Genomic DNA, 4,950 nt, shown 5'->3' on the forward strand with positions numbered 1-4,950 from the left:
GCGCGCACTGGCCGGTCATGTTCGCGGATGAGCTGCACTGCTCGCTCCAGGCCAAGGGGTTCGAATCCGCGCATCCGCATGCGCTGAAGTCGGCGACTGAAGACTCCGGCATGCGCACCAGTGGGTTGTACCCGCTCCTCCACCGAGTAGGGGGCGCCGCTGCGGAGGGCAGCCAGAGCTACCACGGACGCCTCGTCATCACCGACCAACAGCGATTCCAGCACATGCCGTTCCATGGTCACCCCCGTTGGAGCGTGCGGTACAGCAGCCAGGTACCGCAACCCTAGTAACCGCCCCCGTCCGGTAGCGTCCCTTCCGGGCCCCGTAGCGGCCGGAATGGCCATCACTGACCGTTCCGGCTAGAGCTACGGATCAGAAGGTTGCAGGTTCGAATCCTGCCGAGTGCACACAGTTCAGAAGCCCCCCGGGATCATCCCGGGGGGCTTCTGGCATCAGCAGGTGACACGGATTGCTCGCTGAGCCCAGCCCGGTCGCGGGCGACCGGAGGACGTCACCCGTTCACCTGATTCTGTGATCATGGCCCCTTCGCATCCGAGACGAAGGACGGCGCCCGCATGACACTGCCCGGCCCCCTGCACTGGGTCAACGAGGGACTGGCGTTCCTCCTGGAACTGGCCGCTCTGGCGCTGCTCGCCTGGTGGGGATGGCAGTGCTCGGAGAACACGGCGCTGCGGCTGCTCGCCGCCGTCGGCGCTCCGCTGACGGCGGCGGTCCTCTGGGGGCTGTTCGCCTCGCCGAAGGCCGAGATAGCCCTGCCCCTGGCAGGGGTGCTGGCCGTGAAGGCGCTGGTCTTCGGCGCGGCGGCACTGGCCTTGTACGCCCTTGGGCGGCACGGGTGGGCGGCGGTGTTCGCGGTCGTGGTGACGGTCAACACCGTGCTCGCGACGCTGGACCGGAGCGCCCTGATGCAGCGCTGAGCACGACGGACCGGGGCGCAGCTGAGTGGCTCCGGTCCGTCGTGGCTCCGTCAGGCGCCGACGTACTGCGCGAGGTGCTCGCCGGTGAGGGGCGAGAAGCCCGCCCGAGGCGGCCAAGTGGCCTGCGGTGAGAGGTGCCCTGACATCGGTTCCTGACATCGACGTCGGCCTACACCAGCGGACACCCGTGGACGGAACTCCGCACCGGTAGGCTCACTGGCCGGGTGCCTTTCCGGGCCGATCGGACTGCTCACAGGGGCAGCACGCGCCTACGGATCAGAAGGTTGCAGGTTCGAATCCTGCCGAGTGCACAGTGAACAAGAGGCCCCGGACGAGAGTCCGGGGTCTCTTGCGTTTCGAGGAGGTGTCCGGATGTGGCGGTGCGTCGGGATGCGGTGGGACGGCGGGGCGCCTCTGCTTCGGTGGGAGGGGGGTCGGGTCTCGCGGCTTGCCTATGGGCAGGACATCGGGTTTCGGGCCTTGGGGGAGCGCGGCTGCGTCGGGGCTCGGGGGAATCCCTGTGCCGCGGGTGCCGGTGTGTCCGGGCGGAGTACCGGGGGGCGGTGCGCCGAGTGTGCGCGGCTGGAGCGGGCTCATTCCGTCGCCGCCGACACGATCGCCGACGACCCCCGCACGTACCGCGTGTACCTCGCCTGGTTCGGGGTCGGGATGATCAAGGTGGGGATCACCGCCGAGGCGCGCGGGCCCGCTCGGCTTCTGGAGCAGGGGGCCGTGGCGTTCTGCTGGCTCGGGCGGGGGCCGCTGATGGCCGCTCGGCGGACCGAGGAGCTGTTGCGGCACGCGCTCAAGGTGCCCGACCGCATCCCGTACGCCCGCAAGCGGGAGGTCCGGCACGCGCTGCCCGGGGCCGACGTGCGCGCCCGCGAGATCGAGGCGCTGTACCGGAGCGCGGTCGGTCTGCCGGGGTGGGCCGAGACCCTGGAGCCGGTGGAGTTCGCCGCGTACGACCACGGGGACGCGTTCCGGCTCGACGGGCTGCCCGCGCTCTCCGGGACCGTCGCCGAGCTCGTCGACGGCGGCACGGTCGCCGGGCGGCTGTGCGCCGCCGCCGGGCCCGACCTGCACCTGCTCGCCGCCGACGGGCGCTGCCTCGCGCTCGACACCCGCCTCCTGAGCGGGTGGGAGCTCGCGCCCGCGCCCGCCGACGCCCCTGTCACCGTGCCCGTACTGCGGAGTTCCGTGGGTGAGCAGGGTGGGTTGTTCTGATACGGCCCCGCGTGGCGAGTAAAGGCTTGGATCCCTTTGGCCTCGGCTTCTGGACACCGCTGCCACCCCCGGCCGAAGGTGATCCACATGACCCAGACACTCGTTTCGGGGCTCGAACCGCCCTACTACACCGCTGTCTTCACCTCCGTCCGGCCCGACGACCTCGAGGGGTACGGCGAGACCCTCGACCGGATGAAGGAGATCGTCCAGGCCGTCCCCGGCTTCCTCGGGTACGAGTCCGCCCGCACCCCCGGCGGCATCGCCATCACCGTCGCGTACTTCAGTGACCTGGAATCGCTGACCGCGTGGCGCGACGACGCCGAGCACCGGGCCGCCAAGCGGCGCGGGCGGGAGCACTGGTACGAGCGGTACAGCGTCCACATCGGGCGGGTCGAGCAGGCGTACGCCTTCGATCGCGAGTCGCCGCAGTGAGCAGCACCGACCCCGGGGACTTCGCCCACCTCCTTGGGCTCCCTGGCCTCGTCGACGTGCACACGCACTTCATGCCGCAGAACGTGCTCGACAAGGTGTGGGCGTACTTCGACTCCGTCGGGCCGCTCACCGGGCACGCGTGGCCCATCGAGTACCGCGAGGAGGAGGACCGCCGGGTCGAGCTGCTGCGCGGGTTCGGGGTGCTCGCCTTCACCGCGATGCTGTACCCGCACAAGCCCGGCATGGGCCGCTGGCTCAACGACTGGGCCGCCGGGTTCGCGGCGCGGACGCCCGACTGTCTGCACACCGCCACGCTCTTTCCCGAGCCCGGCGTACGCGAGTACGTCCGCGACGCGATCGACGCCGGGGCGCGCGTCTTCAAGGTGCATCTCCAGGTCGGTGGTTTCGATCCGAATGATCCGTTGCTCGATGACGTCTGGGGTGTGCTCGCCGACAGCCTCACCCCCGTCGTGGTCCACTGCGGCTCCGGGCCCGCCCCCGGCCGTTTCACCGGGCCGGACCCCGTGGAGCGGCTGCTCGCCCGGCATCCCCGGCTGCGGCTGATCGTCGCGCACATGGGGATGCCGGAGTACGCCGACTTCCTCGGCCTCGCCGAGCGGTACGAGGGCGTCCACCTGGACACCACCATGGCCTTCACGGACTTCAGCGAACGGCTCGCGCCCTTCCCCGAGGCGGAGCGCAAGCGGCTGCTGGACCTCGGGGAGCGGATCCTGCTCGGTTCCGACTTCCCGAACATCCCCTATCCGTACGGGCATCAGCTGGACGCCCTGGCCCGCCTCGACCTGGGGGACGACTGGCTGCGCGGGGTCTGCCACGGCAACGCCGCGCGTCTGTTCGGGCTTCCGCTTCCGCCGCATTCTCAGGGAATTCACAGATAGCGCCAAGGGCGCTCTCAGCACCTCGCCCGAGCGTGGTCCCATGACCACCACCACGCCCCGGGGGCGAACCGACATGCTCAGACCCGACGGTACCGCCGTACGCGTGCTCGTCGTCGACGACGAGGCGTCGCTCACCGAACTGCTCTCCATGGCGCTGCGGTACGAGGGCTGGGAGGTGCACAGCGTCGGCGACGGCGCGTCGGCGCTCCGCATGGCCCGCGAGTTCCGGCCGGACGCGGTGCTGCTCGACGTGATGCTGCCGGACATGAACGGGCTGGCCGTGCTCGGCCTGCTGCGTCGCGAACTGCCCGATGTCCCCGTGCTGTTCCTCACCGCGAAGGACGCGGTGGAGGACCGGATCGCCGGTCTGACGGCCGGCGGCGACGACTACGTCACCAAGCCGTTCAGCCTGGAGGAGGTCGTGGCCCGGCTGCGCGGCCTGATCCGCCGCTCGGGCGCGGCCGCGGCCCGCGACGACTCCGTCCTCACGGTCGGGGACCTCCGGCTGGACGAGGACAGCCACGACGTGACGCGCGGCGGCGAGCCGATCCACCTGACGGCGACCGAGTTCGAGCTGCTGCGGTACCTGATGCGCAATCCCCGCCGGGTGCTCAGCAAGGCGCAGATCCTCGACCGGGTCTGGTCGTACGACTTCGGCGGCCAGGCCAACGTGGTCGAGCTGTACATCTCGTACCTCCGCCGGAAGATCGACGCCGGCCGGACCCCGATGATCCACACCCGGCGCGGGGCCGGGTATCTGATCAAGCCCGCGGAGTAGCCGGTGCGGAGCACCCTGCGCGCGCGGAGCACCCTGTCCGTCTGGCGGAGCCGGCCCTGGTCGCTGCGGACCCGGCTCGTCGTCTCCGCCGTCGCCCTGATCGCCGTCGTCGCCGCCGTCATCGGGACGGTGACGACGATCGCGTTCCGTTCGTACCTGTACGAGCAGGCCGACGGCCAGCTGCGGAACGTGGCGAACCGGGCAGCTGGGCCGCCGCCCGGGGCGCTGGAGCCCTCGCGCGGACCGAACCTGGTCCAGCCCGACAGCCTGCGCTTCCTCAGCGGCCCCGGCTCCCCGCTCGGCACGGTCAGCGGGGTGCTCGTGGACGGCGAACTCGGCGAGTCCGCGGTCTCCACGGAGATAGCGGACGAGGCGAACGGGCTCCGGACCAAGATCCGCTCCCTGGACGAGGCGCAGCGCGCCGCCCTCGCCGACGTACCGCGCGACGGCTCGCCGCACACCATCGAGCTACCCGGGCTCGGCGACTACCGGATCCAGTACGCCCTCGGGGGGCACGGCGAATTCTTGGTGGGCACCCCGCTCGCCGAAGTCCAGGACGCCCTGTCCACGCTGGTCGTGGTCGAGCTGAGCGTGACCGGCGCGGGCCTGGTCGCCGCCTCCCTCGCCGGGACGCTGCTCGTCCGGATCGCGCTGCGGCCGCTGCGCCGGGTCGCCG

At 71.3% G+C, this 4,950-nt stretch carries 5 protein-coding genes and 2 pseudogenes; 6 read left to right on the forward strand and 1 reads right to left on the reverse strand.

What is annotated here, in order from left to right; translation table 11 throughout:
- Positions 1-224: pseudogene (locus tag VIU94_RS14850) on the reverse strand (hypothetical protein); the annotation flags it as partial.
- Positions 225-575: 351 nt separating this feature from the next.
- On the opposite strand from VIU94_RS14850, the gene VIU94_RS14855 reads away from it, so the two are divergent.
- The 6 genes and pseudogenes from VIU94_RS14855 to VIU94_RS14880 form a co-directional block, all read left to right on the forward strand.
- Positions 576-938 (forward strand): YrdB family protein, encoded by a 363-nt coding sequence (locus tag VIU94_RS14855; protein ID WP_331911585.1) that lies wholly within the window; start codon positions 576-578, stop codon positions 936-938.
- A 372-nt stretch (positions 939-1,310) separates the two neighbouring features.
- On the forward strand, positions 1,311-2,165 hold the full coding sequence (locus VIU94_RS14860; protein WP_331911587.1) for a DUF2797 domain-containing protein: 855 nt from the start codon (positions 1,311-1,313) through the stop codon (positions 2,163-2,165).
- A gap of 87 nt (positions 2,166-2,252) precedes the next feature.
- Complete coding sequence (locus VIU94_RS14865) at positions 2,253-2,597, forward strand: antibiotic biosynthesis monooxygenase family protein (RefSeq protein WP_331911589.1); 345 nt, start codon at positions 2,253-2,255, stop codon at positions 2,595-2,597.
- Positions 2,594-3,496 carry an amidohydrolase family protein gene (locus VIU94_RS14870; RefSeq protein ID WP_331911591.1) on the forward strand — a complete coding sequence of 301 codons (903 nt, stop codon included), beginning with the start codon at positions 2,594-2,596 and terminating at the stop codon, positions 3,494-3,496. The genes VIU94_RS14865 and VIU94_RS14870 overlap by 4 nt, the downstream gene beginning before the upstream one ends.
- Positions 3,497-3,536: 40 nt before the next feature.
- Positions 3,537-4,274 (forward strand): response regulator transcription factor, encoded by a 738-nt coding sequence (locus tag VIU94_RS14875; protein ID WP_331911593.1) that lies wholly within the window; start codon positions 3,537-3,539, stop codon positions 4,272-4,274.
- A gap of 3 nt (positions 4,275-4,277) precedes the next feature.
- Positions 4,278-4,950 (forward strand): annotated as a pseudogene (locus VIU94_RS14880) (two-component sensor histidine kinase); the annotation flags it as partial.

The organism is Streptomyces sp., from assembly GCF_036566765.1.
GTDB lineage: Bacteria > Actinomycetota > Actinomycetes > Streptomycetales > Streptomycetaceae > Streptomyces.